The organism is Nostoc sp. CmiVER01, from assembly GCF_034531135.2.
GTDB lineage: Bacteria > Cyanobacteriota > Cyanobacteriia > Cyanobacteriales > Nostocaceae > Nostoc.
In genome coordinates this window covers 1-16,172 of the sequence record NZ_JAVRBU020000025.1, presented here as the reverse complement: position 1 = coordinate 16,172, position 16,172 = coordinate 1, and the positions used below count along the sequence as shown (strand labels likewise).

10 protein-coding genes and 1 pseudogene are annotated in these 16,172 nt (G+C 42.7%); 2 read left to right on the top strand and 9 right to left on the bottom strand.

Annotated features, from left to right (window positions below; translation table 11 throughout):
- Window positions 1–101 precede the first annotated feature (101 nt).
- From RMZ43_RS31840 to RMZ43_RS31820, 5 genes and pseudogenes are all read right to left on the bottom strand, one after another.
- Window positions 102–584 carry an SET domain-containing protein gene (locus RMZ43_RS31840; protein ID WP_322653332.1) on the bottom strand — a complete coding sequence of 161 codons (483 nt, stop codon included), beginning with the start codon at window positions 582–584 and terminating at the stop codon, window positions 102–104.
- 324 nt (window positions 585–908) lie between these two features.
- A complete protein-coding gene (locus RMZ43_RS31835) occupies window positions 909–1,403 on the bottom strand; it encodes a DUF427 domain-containing protein (RefSeq protein WP_322653331.1) in 495 nt (164 codons plus the stop codon).
- Window positions 1,404–1,405: 2 nt separating this feature from the next.
- Window positions 1,406–2,767, bottom strand: coding sequence for a 5-histidylcysteine sulfoxide synthase (gene ovoA / locus RMZ43_RS31830; RefSeq protein WP_322653330.1), 1,362 nt, complete (start codon window positions 2,765–2,767; stop codon window positions 1,406–1,408).
- A 468-nt stretch (window positions 2,768–3,235) separates the two neighbouring features.
- The gene (locus RMZ43_RS31825; protein ID WP_322653329.1) at window positions 3,236–5,392 is read right to left on the bottom strand and encodes a polyribonucleotide nucleotidyltransferase; all 2,157 of its coding nucleotides are present in this window, start codon (window positions 5,390–5,392) and stop codon (window positions 3,236–3,238) included.
- Between the two features lie 101 nt (window positions 5,393–5,493).
- Window positions 5,494–6,040: pseudogene (locus tag RMZ43_RS31820) on the bottom strand (N-acetyltransferase family protein).
- Window positions 6,041–6,171: 131 nt separating this feature from the next.
- Here RMZ43_RS31820 and RMZ43_RS31815 point away from each other — a divergent pair.
- Both RMZ43_RS31815 and RMZ43_RS31810 read left to right on the top strand, forming a co-directional pair.
- A complete protein-coding gene (locus tag RMZ43_RS31815; protein ID WP_322653328.1) occupies window positions 6,172–10,863 on the top strand; it encodes an SNF2-related protein in 4,692 nt (1,563 codons plus the stop codon).
- A gap of 96 nt (window positions 10,864–10,959) precedes the next feature.
- Window positions 10,960–11,796: an SWIM zinc finger family protein gene (locus RMZ43_RS31810; protein ID WP_322653327.1), complete on the top strand. Its 837-nt coding sequence runs from the start codon at window positions 10,960–10,962 to the stop codon at window positions 11,794–11,796.
- Between the two features lie 261 nt (window positions 11,797–12,057).
- Here RMZ43_RS31810 and RMZ43_RS31805 read toward each other — a convergent pair whose 3' ends face one another.
- The 4 genes from RMZ43_RS31805 to psbC all read right to left on the bottom strand — a co-directional run bounded on the left by RMZ43_RS31805 (window position 12,058) and on the right by psbC (window position 16,084).
- Window positions 12,058–14,070 (bottom strand): beta strand repeat-containing protein, encoded by a 2,013-nt coding sequence (locus RMZ43_RS31805; RefSeq protein ID WP_322653326.1) that lies wholly within the window; start codon window positions 14,068–14,070, stop codon window positions 12,058–12,060.
- 108 nt (window positions 14,071–14,178) lie between these two features.
- A complete protein-coding gene (locus tag RMZ43_RS31800; RefSeq protein WP_322653325.1) occupies window positions 14,179–14,355 on the bottom strand; it encodes a hypothetical protein in 177 nt (58 codons plus the stop codon).
- Between the two features lie 21 nt (window positions 14,356–14,376).
- Window positions 14,377–14,562 (bottom strand): PCP reductase family protein, encoded by a 186-nt coding sequence (locus RMZ43_RS31795; RefSeq protein WP_190731868.1) that lies wholly within the window; start codon window positions 14,560–14,562, stop codon window positions 14,377–14,379.
- Window positions 14,563–14,692: 130 nt separating this feature from the next.
- Entirely contained in the window at window positions 14,693–16,084 is a 1,392-nt protein-coding gene (gene psbC, locus RMZ43_RS31790) for a photosystem II reaction center protein CP43 (protein WP_322651184.1), read from the bottom strand.
- Window positions 16,085–16,172 lie beyond the last annotated feature (88 nt).

Here is a 16,172-nt window from a genome sequence, read left to right as displayed (position 1 = left end):
TAACGTCTCTAGAATGATTTTGAAATTACGCCGAATTATTTTTCATGTAGCTATAGATGTTATTTAGAATGCATAGTATAGTATAGATGCATTATCAAACATCATTTGCTTTGGGTTTTCAAATAATCAGCAATGTAATCCCCATAGCGATCGCGTAACATTTGTTCCCGAAATTTGAATCCTAATGTTTTCCCTCGACAGGATGAAGATTTGCACAAGCACCGGGAGACAGCAATTGATTCATATTCAGTGGTTTCGTAGTCCCAGGTAATTTCCTCACCTGCTTCGATATTGCCCAAAGCAACGAAGTCATATCCCCCAAACTGATTGTTCCTTACACCAGTATTTGGATCGCAAGAATGGTTAGTGAGGATAGCAGGCTCATCTAGTTTGACATGCAAATTAAAATCCACCTGAACGGAATAAATTGTTCGTTCGGGAACTGCTTCAATTTGGATACTTACCACGACGGTTTCCCCTGGAGCAAATTTTTTTTTAGCAAACACTCCTCGTCCTTTTGCTGTTTCCTGAATCGTGAGATTAGAATTGAGCTTTGCAGGTGGAATTGACTTTGTTGTATTCATAGATAAGGGACTTCCAAATAAAAAAATATACCATCGCTATAGAGGCAGGGGGCTGGGAAAGTCGTAGTGAAGTCCAGAAATTGGATAATTTATTTTTTGGAGTTTCCTAAAGAACGACTATGTTTAAATTTCTTGCTGCTTCTAAGTTTGAAACTTGGCTTATACCAATTCTGTTTCTATATGAAAAACTCCACCCACAAAGGAATGGAGTTTTTGGGTATGGGCAAAAAGTTACCAATGCCCAATGCCCAATGCCCCAAGGGTTGGGGCGGCTATTCCTCTCCCCTCACTCTTGAGATAGAGTTTCACGCCTCTTTCAATGAATTACCACCCCATTGTTCCTGGGCTACCTTTAAATGGCCCGACAATATCAGCAGTAATCCATCCACCATAAAAATCGCCAGGTTGAGACATAACTAGCTCATCATTTACATAACAAGCATCCATTAAACTAGGGTAAAAAGCATAGTATTCTTGAATCGTGACAAAATCAGGTGTAGGTTCAGTATATCGCCAAGCAGCGTTATTTATATACTTATTACCGATGCTGATATCATAATATTGACACTTGCCTTTCCATTCACACCAAGTTTTTTTAGGTGTTTCAATTAGATATTCTAGTTTAATGTCTTCAGAAGGAAGATAATAAACAGGAGGATGGCTAGTTTCTAAAACTCTTTTAGCTTTAGTTGTTTCTGCTAAAACAGTACCATTACAAATTATCCGAATTGATTTGTTGCTATCTTCTAAACGAGCCGGACGAGGATAATCCCAAACTGATTCTTGACCAGGTTTTGGTACGATAGGATTTGGTCGCATTCTCAACAATCTCCTTTGAAATCTTGAGCAATTCTAAAACCAGCGTGTTGATAAAAGTAAGGACGAAACCAGTTACGATAAGTTGGTAATGCCATTGATCCATTAGTAGCCCAAGAACCGCCGAGCATCATTTGATGTTTATCATCAAAAAACGGTGCTGCTTGATCTTTATAAAGCGGATGAGGTTGAAATCCTGGTAGGGCGTTGAATGTGTCCCCTAACCATTCCCAGACGTTTCCTCTAAGATCGGAAAGTCCAGAAGCACTATTAGCTGGTTTGAACATTCCCACTGGACTAGGGGAAATGAATTGTAAGTTGAGATTATAGTTACTTGATAACTGGTTATCCTCAGAGATGAGTAAGGCTTGATTCCATTCGGCTTCAGTCATCAAGCGGATATCTGAGCCTTGAAAACGACAAAATGCGATCGCTTCGTAGTAATTGACTTCTACAGGCCAATCTAGGGGTAAGTCTATTTCGTCGAATGTGGCTCGATAGCGATAACCATCCTGGAAGGGTATCCAGAATTTGGGATGTTGGACGTTGTAGAGTTGCTTCCAATCCCAAGATTCAGCATTCCAGTAATCTGGATTATTGTAACCACCAGCTTGAACAAATTTCAGATATTCGCCGTTAGTGATGAGATATTGACTAGCTAAAAACGGTTTCACTTCAACAGTGCGATCGCCATATTCGCTATCCCAACCATAGGTAAGATCATCCTTGGGTTTTCCTAGTTTCACCACACCACCCGGAACCCGGCGCATTGTATTGTTAGGAATGTTACCCTTGCTAGGTGCGTAATTCCAGCCTTGGGGACGTTTTAAGCGATCAGTTGGCAATTGACGCACTAGCATTGAAGAGGTTTCAAAGTGAATCCGACTATGCTCTATTCCCATCAGCAAAGCCCAGAAAGGATGCTGTTGATGAATCGGGAGATCCAGGGGAGTCTTTTGAATAACTTTTGTAATTGCTTCTCGTGCCTTGTCTCGATATTGCCAAACTTTTTCGACATCAGGCCACCTAACCCCTTGCATAGCTGCGTCGAGTTCTGTCGGTGTTTGGGGATCAACTCCAATTTCAAATAGGGTTTCGTATTGTGAATTGATTCCAGCTTTGATTAAACCAACGCGAATTAATTTGTTGATGAAAAAAACTGCTGAGTGACCAAGATAAAAAATTAGACGGTTTCTTAAAGGATCGGGGTTAAGATAAAAAGTTTCTTCCCCGACCAAACTTTTCATGAGTGTTTCTTCAAGTTCCCAAGAATTATCAAAGTAATTGAGCAGGCTTTGTGAACTGCAATCATTGAGTGTGGGCACTTGTATTGATGTCAGTTTACTTATCGTTGGAACTAAAGCCATGATATTTTTGACAGAACATTCATCAGACAAATTACATAAACTATAGCTTGTTACAAAAAAGTTTTGTTAATTTACGTTTTGTCTTGTGTCGTTATAATCAGACAATTTACTAAATTTGTAAATAGATAAAAGGTGTAGTTAAAATTACTTTAATTACGACTTGTCAAAATAATATAAATAATGTATTAATTTTGAAAAAGTATAGATGAGGTTAAAACACTTATAGGAATCGTATTTGATTTTTGAAATTATCTACGTGGGCGGGGAGTGGTGAGTAGGGAGTAGGGAATAGGGAATTAGGCTTTTCAATTTGTACCGAGCTTTTTCAGAAATCAAACATTAGTTTTATATTAACTGTCTTATTGCTATCAAGTTAAGATTGTAACTAATTAGAGAAGCATACGGCGATGCCTTCACAGTAGGCATCGCGGATTTTAGATTTTATCTAATCTAAAATCCCAAATCGAGTTACCGATTCACCGCCGCAGCTTCCCGTGCTGCTGCTGCTTGATCTGGGTGGATACCCAAGCGAGTGAGATTAATCCGACCTTTGTTATCAATTTCGCGCACTTTGATAATCACTTCATCGCCCACCGCTACTTCATCCTCAACTTTGCCAACGCGGTAGTCAGCTAGTTGTGAGATGTGGATCATCCCTTCTTTTCCAGGCAGAAATTCTACAAATGCACCTATCGGTATAATTCGAGTGATGCGTCCTGCGTAGACATCGCCTTCGTGTAACTTGCGGGTCATGCCTTGGATGATGTTTCTGGCTCTCTTCGCCTTGTTCTCATCTACGGCAGAAATTGTCACGGTGCCATCATCTTCGATGTCAATTTTTGCACCAGTTTCTTCTGTAATCCCCTTAATGGTCTTGCCTCCAGGCCCAATTACCAGACCAATCATGTCTGAATCAATCTTGATTGTTAACAGACGTGGGGCATAAGGTGAGGTTTCAGTTCGTGGCGTGTCAATGCAGGCGAGCATTTTCTCCAGAATATGCAACCGGGCTGCTTTAGCTTGATGAACGGCTTGGGAAATAACATCCAACGACAAACCGGAGATTTTCATATCCATTTGCAGGGCGGTAATCCCGGTATCCGTCCCGGCAACTTTAAAGTCCATATCGCCCAAAAAGTCTTCAATGCCCTGAATATCGGTGAGGACTCGCACTTCGTCCCCATCCTTAATCAGACCCATTGCTGCACCACTGACGGGTTTGAGAATTGGTACACCAGCATCCATCAGAGCGAGGGTCGAACCGCACACTGAACCCATTGAGGTGGAACCGTTAGAGGAAAGTACTTCCGATACGATGCGAATCACGTAGGGAAATTGTTCTTTTGACGGTATTACAGGTAATAGCGCTCGTTCTGCTAATGCGCCATGACCAATTTCACGCCTTCCTGGGGCCCGCATTGGCTTGGTTTCTCCGACTGAGAACGGCGGGAAGTTGTAATGATGCAGATAACGCTTGTGCTGATCTAGCTGCATGTCATCGTTAAGGTTTTGAGCATCCCCAGGTGTACCCAAAGTACAAGTGGATAATACCTGAGTTAGTTCTCGGTTAAATAAACCGCTACCGTGGACTCGCTTTGGTAACACATCAACTAAACAAGAAACACGACGCACTTCATCGAGTTTACGACCATCAACGCGGATGTTATCTTCAACGATTTGTCGCCGCATGAAGTGTTTGGTAATATCTTTAAAAGTGTTACCAAGTGCCTTCTTATTTGCAGTTGCGGCAACTCGAATTGGGTCTTCTTCAGGCAATTCGGTAATCGTCGCAGCAATTTCATCCTTAACGACATCTAAAGCTGCATCGCGTTCGGGTTTGGTGAAACTAAATTGAGCGAGGATTTTCTTAATCTCACCGCTAGCGCGATCGCGGATATAATTTTCTAGTGTCTGGTCTACTTCTGGTGGTGCTTCTTGCACTATTACCAAACCCAGTTCTGCAATTAAATCTTGCTGCGCTTTGATTAAGTCCCGCACTGCTTCATAACCAAAGTCAATCGCCTCGATAATATCTCGCTCTGGCAACTGATTGGCTCCCGCCTCCACCATGATTACGCCATGTGGTGAACCTGCTACTACCAGATCCAAGTCTCCAGCTTCAGTTTCTGCATAAGTGGGGTTAATAATGAAATCATCTCCCACTAAACCAACCCGCACTGCTGCCATTGGCCCATTAAAAGGAATTTGGGCAATCAGGGTAGCGATTGAAGCGCCTGTAACTGCTAACACATCGGGTGGAACTAACTCGTCCATCGACAGTGTTAAGGCAATAATTTGCAGGTCATCCCGTAGCCATGAGGGGAACAGGGGACGCATGGGACGGTCTATAAGACGGCTGGTGAGAATTGTTTTTTCTGGTGGACGACCTTCGCGCCGCATGATCCCGCCGGGAATCCTACCAGCAGCATATAGCCTTTCTTCGTAATCTACTGTAAGCGGAAGAAAATCAACGCCTTCTCTGGCTTGCGATCGCGTAGCCGTTACTAAAACGGATGTATCCCCTGATTCTATCAAAACCGACCCACCAGCCTGGGGAGCTAGTAGGCCTACTTTCAGTCGAATATCCCTTCCATCGAAGGATATTGACTTATCAACTTCTGCCATTCAGTTTTTTTCCCTTCTCTTTCGCTATTCTCTTTCTGTGGCAATCCTAACATTTATGCACTATGACTGACTTCTAGTACATACAAAGATAGATAAGTAGTTCAACCCAAAGCACGATACATCATCAGCGCGTCTACCATTTGTTCATCCCCTAGCTTCGCCGCACGCGGAATGCGCCCAATGATCTCAAATCCTAACGACTGCCAAAGTGTAATTGAAGGTATATTAGTTTCAAAGACCAAATTGAACATTACTGCTTCATAGCCCAGGTTTACTGCTATTAAGAGCATCGCTTCTCCCATGAACCGCCCGATCCCCTGACCGCGTAACTCAGGTTGTACAATAAAACCAGCGTTGCAAATATGGCAACACCGACCGGGGAAGTTTGGTTTTAAATAAAATGCCCCTAATATTTCTTTTGGTTTGTATGTAGCATCCTCAACAGATGTCCTAACAACAAAGGCATCCTTATTCAACCAGTAAGCTGAAAATTCTGCCTGAGATAGAAGTTCCTTTTGGGGATAAGTTTTACCTTCAACAATTACAATATTGAGTAATGCTCTTACAACCTCCTGCTCTTGAGGATGCTCCCTAATCTATTTCAACTATTATCCCGTTTTTTAAAACTTTAACTATGGGAAAAATCATTATTAATAATTTTGAGATTAAATAAATTAATTATATGTAATTTTTAGTTAAGAATCTTCTTTATAAGATGCAAAAATTAGAATAATTGCGGTTTTAATTCTTGAAATTTGGGAAACTTGAGTAGTTAGAAAATGGCGATTTTACACTGTAATTGGTTAATAAAAAATCAAAATGGTTGTTTATTTATTTGGGGAGAAACGTGGCGATCGCCACGAGTGAATTTCGAGCCTAATGGATCTGGAGAGATACCACTAAATCCATTGGCGATGACATCAGTTGAGTTGAATGAGTGGTTGCGTTCGCAGAACATGGCGATTACCAACTTCATGCAGCAACCTCAAGTTGCAATGCCTGCGGCAAGCAAAGCCATAGCTACAATTGGACGAACACGAAAAGCCACCACTACCACTGAGACCAGTTTACCAACGTATTCGCAAATCATTGCCTTACCAACTTATATTCCAGAAGGCAGTTACGAAGAAACAACAGCGATTTTCCCTGTACATTCTGCCAGTTTGGAACTAGACACAGACTCTCCGCAATATTTGCAACCGTGGCGAGTTGAAGGTTTTTGTCTCAACCCCAGTGAAGCAGTAAAATTTCTCGCGGCTGTTCCCTTAAATGCTGCTAAAGGAGAAGATGCTTTTTTAGGAGGAGATTTACGTTTTTGGTCGCAAGTTGCCCGATGGAGTTTAGATTTAATCTCACGGTGTAAGTTTTTACCAACAATTGACCGACAATCAAATGGTGCATTTGCCGCTAAGTGGCAAGTACTTCTAGACAGTGCTGTAGATGGAACCCGTCTAGAAAGATTTTCTGCGAATATGCCGTTGGTTTGTCGGACTTATCAAGAGGGAGTGGGAGACAAGGGGACAAGGGGACAAGGGGACAAGGAAAATAACTATGTCCAATGCCCAATTTATGTAGACTTTCCAGCCGAAGCTCAAGAATTACTTTTGGGATTTCTTAACAGTACAATAGATGCCCAAGTGCGAGGAATGGCGGGTTCTCAGCCTCCAATGGAAGCTAAGGCGATGGCATCTTTACCAGGTGGCGTGCGACAGTGGTTGCAAGCCTTAACTAGTGCATCTGGTACAGCTAATGCAGAGGCAATTGAAGTGGAACGACTGGAAGCGGCATTAAAGGCTTGGACTATGCCGCTACAATACCAATTAACTCTTAAAACTCTATTTCGTACTTGTTTTCAACTGCGTTCTCCAGAGTCTGGCCAAACAGATTGGACATTAGCATATTTCTTGCAAGCGGCTGATGATCCTGAGTTTTTGGTGGATGCGGCAACTATTTGGAACAATCCAGTTGAACAATTGGTTTATGAAAACCGGACAATTGAGCAACCACAGGAAACATTTTTGCGAGGTTTGGGGGTAGCTTCTCGATTATATCCAGCGATCGCACCCAGTTTTGAAACCGAATATCCCCAGTTTTCTCGGATCACTCCCATGCAAGCTTATGAGTTTATCAAAGCTGTAGCTTGGAGGTTGGAAGACAGTGGTTTAGGAGTAATTTTGCCTCCCAGTTTAGCGAACCGTGAAGGATGGGCGAATCGTTTAGGTTTGAAAATTACTGCTGAAACTCCAAAGAAAAAACAGGGACGTTTAGGATTGCAAAGTTTGCTAAATTTCCAATGGCAATTGGCAATTGGTGGACAAACTATTTCTAAAACTGAGTTTGATAAACTTGTGGCTTTAAATAGTCCGCTAGTAGAAATTAATGGCGAGTGGGTGGAATTGCGCCCCCAAGATATTAAGACAGCTCAAACATTTTTTACCACTCGCAAAGACCAAATGGCACTTTCCTTAGAGGATGCCTTACGTTTCAGTACAGGGGATACCCAGGTAATTGAAAAATTACCAGTAGTTAGCTTTGAGGCATCTGGGGCATTGCAAGAGTTAATTGGGGCGCTAAACAATAATCAAGCGATCGCACCTTTACCGACACCAGCAGCCTTTAAAGGACAGTTGCGGCCTTATCAAGAACGTGGTGCTGCTTGGCTGTCCTTCTTGGAACGTTGGGGTTTGGGTGCATGTCTAGCAGACGACATGGGACTCGGTAAATGCGTAGCAAATGATACCTTAGTAAATGTAAATGGACTGTTACGCACAGCAGAGACAATCTGGACAACTCACGCTGAAGAAACAGAGTTTGACGGCGAAGGATTTTGGGCTAACCCTACAGAGCAATTACTAGTTAATTCCATAGATGAAAAAACTGGCAAAATTGTCCAGGCTAATGTCAGACGGTTGTATCGGCAGCAAGTCCGCGAGAAATTACGAAAAATTACCTTAGAAGACGGTAGTAATATCACTATCACTCATCGTCATAAGCTACTGACAAGTAAAGGTTGGACAAATAACTTACAGGTGGGTGATTACATTTGTGTCCCAGGTAAAACGCTCTGGAATGGAAAACCACAAGACCCTGATTTAGTCAAGTTTCTTGCTTGGCAGATTGCTGAAGGACATGAACTACCCGATGTGGGAAGAGTCACAATATCCCAAAAAGATACCAAAGTATTAGAGGATCTACTCCAGACTTGCCAACGCATTCAAAAGCGCTATAACCTCAAAATTAACAGCCCTAATATCTCTACCTTCCCTAATAGAGTTTCTGCTCTTCGAGTTAACAGCCAAGGCTATCGGCGATTCTTAGAAGCTAAAGGTTATGTTTGGGGTAAACTATCGGCAGAAAAATCTATTCCGCCCTTCATTATGCAGGCAAACTTGGATAGTGTGCGGATATTTTTACAAAACTATTTTGATGCTGAATCTGCTGTTGTTTTGAGTATGGGGAGTATTGAAATTGCTACTGCTTCAGCTTTACTAATTCAGCAACTTTCTGCACTACTGCGTCGTTTCGGCATTTGGTTGCGAATATCGCCCAAACTGAAGTGTGCCACTAATGGAACTCGTACTTTACGCACCTACTATATTGGTGTAATTGGAGGAAATTCTGCCCGCAGATTTTTGCAAGAAATTGGTTTTAATAACTCAAAAAAACAGAGCAAGTTAGAACGAATTTGTCAACTGTTCAGTAACACAAATATTGAAGGAATTCCTGCTTCTGATATGGTTGCCCAAACAGTCATAGCAACGGGACTTACGTTGCGTCATTTTGGGATGCACAACACTGTTTACATTAATGGTTCACAGCAATTTTCTAGAGATAGTTTACAGCGAGTAATAGCTGGGATGAACCGCATTATTAGTAGAGAAGCCCAAGAACAATATCAGCTACTAAAACCTTCCAAGTGGACAACTCAAACCCTGACAGCATATAGCAACCTAGATGTAGAACAGTTGAGCTTAACAAGACAGTCTTTGCAATATCTTCTCGATCAAGAAGTATTTTATTGCCGGATAGAATCAATAGAAGAGATAGAGTATGATGGATGGGTTTATGACTTTGAAGTTAGCGAACATCATAATTTTGTTGCTAACAATATTATTTGCCATAACACTGTCCAATTCATTGCTTTTTTGCTGCACTTGAAAGAACAGGATGTACTAGAAAATCCAACACTGCTAGTTTGTCCAACTTCGGTTTTAGGCAACTGGGAAAGAGAAGTCAATAAATTTGCACCAAGCCTGAAAATTTTGCAATATCACGGTGACAAACGCCCAAAAGGAAAAGCGTTTTTAGAAGCAGTGAAAAAGCACGATTTAATTATTACTAGCTACTCACTTCTTCATCGAGATATCAAGTCATTGCAAAGTGTCTCCTGGCAGATAATTGTTTTAGACGAAGCTCAGAATGTGAAAAATCCAGAGGCGAAGCAATCAAAAGCAGTTCGGGAATTAGAAGCGACATTTCGTATTGCATTGACGGGGACACCAGTAGAAAATAGACTGCAAGAACTCTGGTCTATTTTGGATTTTCTCAATCCAGGATATTTAGGCAATAAGCAATTTTTCCAGCGTCGGTTTGCCATGCCAATTGAAAAATATGGTGATACCGCTTCTTTGACTCAGTTACGTTCATTAGTACAACCATTTATACTGCGGCGATTGAAAAGCGATCGCGACATCATTCAAGACTTACCAGATAAGCAAGAAATGACCGTATTTTGCGGTCTAACTGGTGAACAAGCTGCCCTTTATCAACAAATTGTAGAACAATCTTTAGTCGAGATTGAATCTGCTGAAGGATTGCAACGCCGGGGAATGATTTTAGCTTTACTAATCAAACTCAAACAAATCTGCAATCACCCAGCCCAATACTTAAAAGAAGCGACATTAGAGCAACATAATTCAGCCAAACTTCTGCGGCTAGAAGAAATGTTAGAAGAAGTTTTAGCAGAAAGCGACAGAGCTTTAATTTTCACACAATTTGCTGAATGGGGTAAGTTACTTAAACCCTATTTAGAAAAACACCTTGGGCGAGAAATATTCTTTTTATATGGCAGCACCAGCAAAAAACAACGTGAGGAAATGATCGACCGTTTCCAACACGATCCTCAAGGCCCACCGATTATGATTCTTTCTCTAAAAGCGGGTGGTGTAGGACTGAATTTAACACGAGCAAATCATGTATTCCACTTTGATAGATGGTGGAACCCAGCCGTAGAAAATCAAGCCACAGATAGAGTATTTCGGATTGGTCAAACCCGGAATGTGCAAGTACATAAATTTGTCTGCACAGGCACTTTAGAAGAAAAAATTCATGACATGATTGAAAGTAAGAAACAACTAGCTGAACAAGTTGTGGGTGCTGGTGAAGAATGGTTGACAGAACTGGATACAGACCAACTTCGCAACTTACTAATACTTGATCGCAGTGCAGTAATTGACGATGATGCAGAATAATTTCGTAGTAAAGACTTTAGTTCTTGATTTGAGCGTTAAAGCGCTCACTACGAACTCGCACTGATATAGCAGACTACTAAGTTTTTAAATTGACTTATGACTAATTACACATTACAAGCAAGTCGAGAATGGTGGTCACAACAATGGTTAGATTTACTAGATTCCTATCGCTTTAAAAAGCGTTTAGAACGTGCTAGAAATTATGCTCGTCAAGGAAATGTTTTGAGTATTGAATTTAAAGGTGCAAAAGTATTAGCTAGAGTGCAAGGTAGTGAAGTAGAACCTTATAAAGTTTCCCTTTCCCTTGAACCTTTTAGCGATGAACAGTGGGGTTATGTAATTGAAAGCATGTCCCAAAAGGCAATTTTTGCTGCCAAATTACTAGCAGGAGAAATGCCACAAAATATAGAAGAAGTGTTCACAGCAAATGGTCTTTCGATATTTCCATTTACCCTTGGTGATGTCCAGAGTAAATGCTCTTGTCCTGATAAAGCAAATCCCTGTAAACACATTGGTGCGCTGTACTATCAGTTAGGCGATCGCTTTAGTGAAGACCCCTTTGTACTATTTCAATTGCGCGGACGCACCAAAGAGCAAATTATCAGCGATTTACGTCAATTACGTAGTGCCAAAATTCAACCTAATACTACAGAAACGCCCGATATTCAACAGTCAATTCCTAATAATAAATACTCAGTAAAAATTGACTCTTTCTGGCAATACAACGAGCCGCTAGAGTCATCATTAGTAGTGATTGCGCCGTCCACAAATGAGATGGTACTAGATGTATTAGGAGCAATACCCCTAGCGAAGGAAGAGGAAAATGCAGTAAATTCAACTTCGAGTGATGTAGTAATGAAGTATTTGAATACAGTTTACAGAGATGTGAGCCAGAAGGCTTTTTTAGCAGCAATGAATGTGGGAGCAAGTTGATATTAATTTGGAATTCGTAATTATTCTTCGTAAGAGGTTGTTTGAAAAGTATTTACCTGTGACTTTAGACACTTTTAGATTCCCCCTGACTCACGCCAGTCGCTCATGGGGAAAACCCCCAAGATGGCAGTGGCTCCCCTTAAAAAGGGGGGAACTGGAATCAAAATCTCCCTTTTTAAGGGAGATTTTGAGGGATCTAAAACTTTTGATACCGACAAGAGAACTTTTCAAACATCCTCTAAGATTGTTGTAATTTTAGTTTCAGACCAAAGTGCTGTAGGACAAAGAGCCATCTGCAAAGATAAAATTCTCAAAGCCTGTTGTGGACAATGTAATAACATCTCTATTGTTATTGAAGCTGATGTTAGCTGGGTTTAGGGTATTGCCCGAAATTACACCAGAAAAAGTGAGTTCAGAGCGATTGAAAGCACTCAGGTCTAAGGTATCAAAACCTTTTCCACCATCCACAGTCCCAGTACCAAACCCTTTGAAGTAGTCATTTCCAGCATCTAGATCAATGTTGATACCGCCACCAATAGTAACTTTTTGTTTAACTTCATTGATGGTACTGGTGGATGTAATTTTGTCATTGCCATCGCCAGTTTTAATCATTCCTTTTCCATAAATGCCGTATGCAGTACCACCAATTGTTGCTGTAGCCTGTCCGGTAAGGATGTCACAACCATTCCCAGTATCAATTACTCCGTCGTTGAAAATGCCGTATGCAGTGCCATCTGCGCCTGGTATTTTGCCAGTACCACCTTTGCCCCCCTGACCAGTGCCGATGATAGTGTCATTCCCATCCCCTGCATTCAGATTGCCACTGTTACTAATACCTGTTCCATTACCACCATTACCGCCGTTCTCACCGTAAACGCCATTACTACCACCATTACCGCCCTGAGCAGTGCCAGTTATAGTGTCATTGCCATCCCCTGCATTTAGATTGCCACTGTTATTAATACCTGTTCCATTACTACCATTAGTGCCGTTAACACCGTAATAAACGCTATTACTACCATTACCGCCCTGAGCAGTGCCAGTTATAGTGTCATCGCCATCGCCAGTCCGGATCGTTCCTTGTCCAAAAATGCCTATGGCAGTACCACTACCACTGCTATAGTCAGTATCACTAATTGTTGTGCTAGCAAGTCCCGTAAGGATATCACAACCATTCCCCGTATCAATTACTCCGTCGTTGGAGATACCTATGACGATGAGGTTGGAAACTAAACTGTTGCCAGAACCAGTAATTGTGTCGTTGCCCTGCCCTGTGGTGATGGTGGCATCTTTCATGTTCTGGATGCCAATTTCATCAATGTTGTCGTTAGAGAAGCCGCTAGGACCAGTGCCAGTGCCTATGATCCTGTCTTCTCCGTCTCCGGTATCCAGTTTGCCACTGTTGCTGATGCCAGTTCCAGTACCGCCAGTACCGCCAAAGCCGAAAAAGCCGCCGCTAATACTTGTACCAGTGCCAGTGATCGTGTCATTTCCTGAGCCTGTATTGAGACTGCCATTATTGCTGATGCCAATCCCTACACCGCCTTCGCCGGGTCCAATTCCAGTGCCGGGAATGCCCCCTATACCGATGCCAGCGATCGCGTCATTTCCGTCTCCGGTATCCAGTTGTCCAGTGTTACTGATGCCAGTTCCAAATCCACCATCGCCGCCATAGCGAGCGTCAGAACCAGTGCCGCCAGTAGCAGTGCCAGTAATAGTGTCATTTCCGCCCCCAGTATTTATACTGCCACTGTTACTGATGCCAGTCCCAAATCCACCATCGCCGCCACCATAGTATTGACCGCCGCCGTAATTGCCGTTGCCGCCAGTGCCATTGCCGCTAATTGTGTCATTACCGAACCCAGTATTAAGGATGCCAATGTTGAGGATGCCTGTCCCTGCACCGCCATCGCCGCCATCAGTGCCATTCCCAGCTCCTCCATTGCCGCTAGAAAACTCGTCCGCACCCTTGCCTCCACTACCCCCAATACCCTTGCCGATGATAGCGTCGTCGCACGACCCAACATTCAGATTGCCATTATTGCTGATGCCGATACCAGCACCGCCTTCGCTGCCGTTGTTATCAATAGCACCATCACGGCCTTTACCGCCAGTGCCGTTGCCTTTAATGGTGTCCTTTCCTGAGCCTGTATCAATGAAACCTCCAGTTAAAATATCAATCCCAATTGCTGGAAATTTATTTAAATCTTCCCCTACTATTGTGTCGGAACCAGCACTGCCTGTGAAATTAGGTGGAACTGTAAGTCTAGACATAATTAAAATTTCCTAAATTTAGATTAGTATGGTAAGTTTGCTAATTTAGATTGTCGCTTGGCTCTGCCTTTTGACGGCGATGACTACCTTTTTTCAACTCACCTTTAATTATCTCTTTGTAATGTAATCTTTATGTTCAGCTAAAGGTCTGATAATTTCCAAAGTAGTGCGATCGCAAGCTAACTTTGCTGCCCGATGTCTCAAGTCTTTTAAAAAATTTTCAAAGTGTTCCAAGCTAATATCGTAAAGCATTACTCGGTCTGCTCGATTTTTGGCGATTGTCATTGTTGCAAACTCCACAATGTTTTATTGTCCAAACTCAAGCCTAGCCTGTTCTACCAAATCTGCTGTCACAATCTCTTGTCCTGCTTCACGAGCTAGCTGTTCAATTCTCGCTTTAGCTTGAGAACGGACAAAAAAGGGAATATTTTGTAACTTTTCTTTAGCTTCAGATGTCCATCGCAAAGCATCAATAAAATTGGAATCACTCATAGTATTAATTACCTTGGTAAGTCGCTCACTTTAATCAAGAGATAACTAATTTTCCTATAAAAAAAGCTCTTGCTTTTATGCAAGAGCCTCTAAAGTATTTAGTTATCAGTGATGAAATAAACTTTACAACCTAATCTAGGTCGTCCATAAACATCACTGGCTCAGTCTCACGGTTAATTCCTTTCTCAAAACCACCAGCCGCAGCCCGTGCGCGACCAGCGTGCCACAAGTGACCAACTAGGAAGAAGAATCCTAGTACGAAGTGAGAAGTCGCCAACCAAGCGCGAGGAGATACGTAGTTGAAAGAGTTAATTTCGGTAGCCACACCACCCACAGAGTTCAGAGAACCCAGAGGAGCATGGGTCATATATTCAGCAGCACGACGAGCTTGCCAAGGCTGAATATCATTCTTGATTTTTTCCAAATCAAGACCATTGGGGCCACGTAGAGGCTCCAACCAAGGGCCACGGAAATCCCAGAAGCGCATGGTTTCACCACCGAAGATGATTTCGCCAGTTGGAGAGCGCATCAAGTATTTACCCAGACCTGTGGGGCCTTGGGCAGAACCGACGTTAGCACCCAAGCGTTGGTCACGAATCAAGAAGGTCAAAGCCTGAGCTTGAGAAGCTTCTGGACCAGTAGGGCCAAAGAATTCGCTTGGATAAACGGTGTTGTTGAACCAAACAAAGATTGAGGCAATGAAGCCCATCAACGACAGAGCGCCCAAACTGTAGGAGAGGTAAGCCTCACCAGACCAGATGGATGCACGACGTGACCAAGCAAAAGGCTTGGTAAGAATGTGGAAAATACCGCCGGCAATACAGATAAAGGCAACCCAGATGTGACCACCGACCACATCTTCTAAGTTATTGACGCTAACAATCCAGCCTTCGCCACCGAAGGGAGACTTGAGTACATAACCGAAGATAACTGCTGGGTTCAATGTCGGATTGGTAATAATCCGAACGTCACCACCGCCTGGTGCCCAGGTGTCATACAAACCACCAAAGAACATTGCCTTTAGTACCAACAGCAGCGCACCGCATCCCAAAATAATCAGGTGGAATCCGATGATGTTGGTCATCTTGTTCTTGTCTTTCCAGTCGTAACCAAAGAAAGAAGAGTATTCTTCTAAGGTTTCTGGTCCACGAACGGCATGATAGATACCGCCAAAGCCAAGGACAGCTGAGGAAATTAGGTGGAGTACACCAACAACAAAGTAGGGGAAGGTGTCGATAACTTCACCACCAGCACCAACGCCCCAACCTTGGGTAGCGAGGTGAGGTAACAGAATCAAGCCCTGCTCGTACATGGGCTTTTCGGGAACAAAGTGAGCGACTTCAAACAAAGTCATCGCTCCAGCCCAGAATACAATCAAGCCAGCGTGGGCAACGTGAGCACCCAGTAGTTTGCCAGATAGATTGATTAAACGCGCGTTACCAGACCACCAGGCAAAGCCGGTGGATTCTTGGTCGCGTCCAGTGCCGCCTAATATGTTTGGTCTATTAGAGAGCGTTACCACGTGGTAATACCTCCTCAGGGAATACAAATTGTTCGTGGGGTTGATCTTGAGGAGCCATCCAAGCGCGGATACCCTCGTTGAGCAAAAT

Bases quoted from the DNA above. Each gene is read 5' to 3' on its own strand.
- RMZ43_RS31840 (WP_322653332.1), bottom strand. From the start codon at position 584: ATGAATACAACAAAGTCAATTCCACCTGCAAAGCTCAATTCTAATCTC.
- RMZ43_RS31835 (WP_322653331.1), bottom strand. From the start codon at position 1,403: ATGCGACCAAATCCTATCGTACCAAAACCTGGTCAAGAATCAGTTTGG.
- ovoA (WP_322653330.1), bottom strand. From the start codon at position 2,767: ATGGCTTTAGTTCCAACGATAAGTAAACTGACATCAATACAAGTGCCC.
- RMZ43_RS31825 (WP_322653329.1), bottom strand. From the start codon at position 5,392: ATGGCAGAAGTTGATAAGTCAATATCCTTCGATGGAAGGGATATTCGA.
- RMZ43_RS31815 (WP_322653328.1), top strand. From the start codon at position 6,172: ATGGCGATTTTACACTGTAATTGGTTAATAAAAAATCAAAATGGTTGT.
- RMZ43_RS31810 (WP_322653327.1), top strand. From the start codon at position 10,960: ATGACTAATTACACATTACAAGCAAGTCGAGAATGGTGGTCACAACAA.
- RMZ43_RS31805 (WP_322653326.1), bottom strand. From the start codon at position 14,070: ATGTCTAGACTTACAGTTCCACCTAATTTCACAGGCAGTGCTGGTTCC.
- RMZ43_RS31800 (WP_322653325.1), bottom strand. From the start codon at position 14,355: ATGACAATCGCCAAAAATCGAGCAGACCGAGTAATGCTTTACGATATT.
- RMZ43_RS31795 (WP_190731868.1), bottom strand. From the start codon at position 14,562: ATGAGTGATTCCAATTTTATTGATGCTTTGCGATGGACATCTGAAGCT.